Raw genomic sequence first — 255 nt, 5'->3', positions numbered from 1 at the left:
ATATAGGTAAACCCAACCAACACCCGTTGCATCAGGTCCAAGCTCTGGCGTTGCACCTTCAGGCAGACGGTTTGCAGCTTGGGTTAGGTATTCTTGCACTCGGCTACGCGCCCAGTACAAATCAGTGCTGTCATCAAAAATAATATAAACATACGAGTCGCCAAAAAATGAAAAGCCTCTTACGGTTTTAGCCCCTGGCACCGATAACATAGCAGTAGTAAGCACATAAGTAACTTGGTCTTGAACCACTTGTGG

At 46.3% G+C, this 255-nt stretch carries 1 protein-coding gene; it reads right to left on the bottom strand.

The window, feature by feature from the left end:
* On the bottom strand, positions 1-255 hold a 255-nt coding region (locus R2R70_RS21590), incomplete at both ends, for an efflux RND transporter permease subunit (RefSeq protein ID WP_410979136.1).

The sequence above is a fragment of the Cobetia sp. SIMBA_158 genome, from assembly GCF_046566945.1.
Classification (GTDB): domain Bacteria; phylum Pseudomonadota; class Gammaproteobacteria; order Pseudomonadales; family Halomonadaceae; genus Cobetia; species Cobetia amphilecti.
This window is presented reverse-complemented; position numbering and strand designations above follow the sequence as displayed.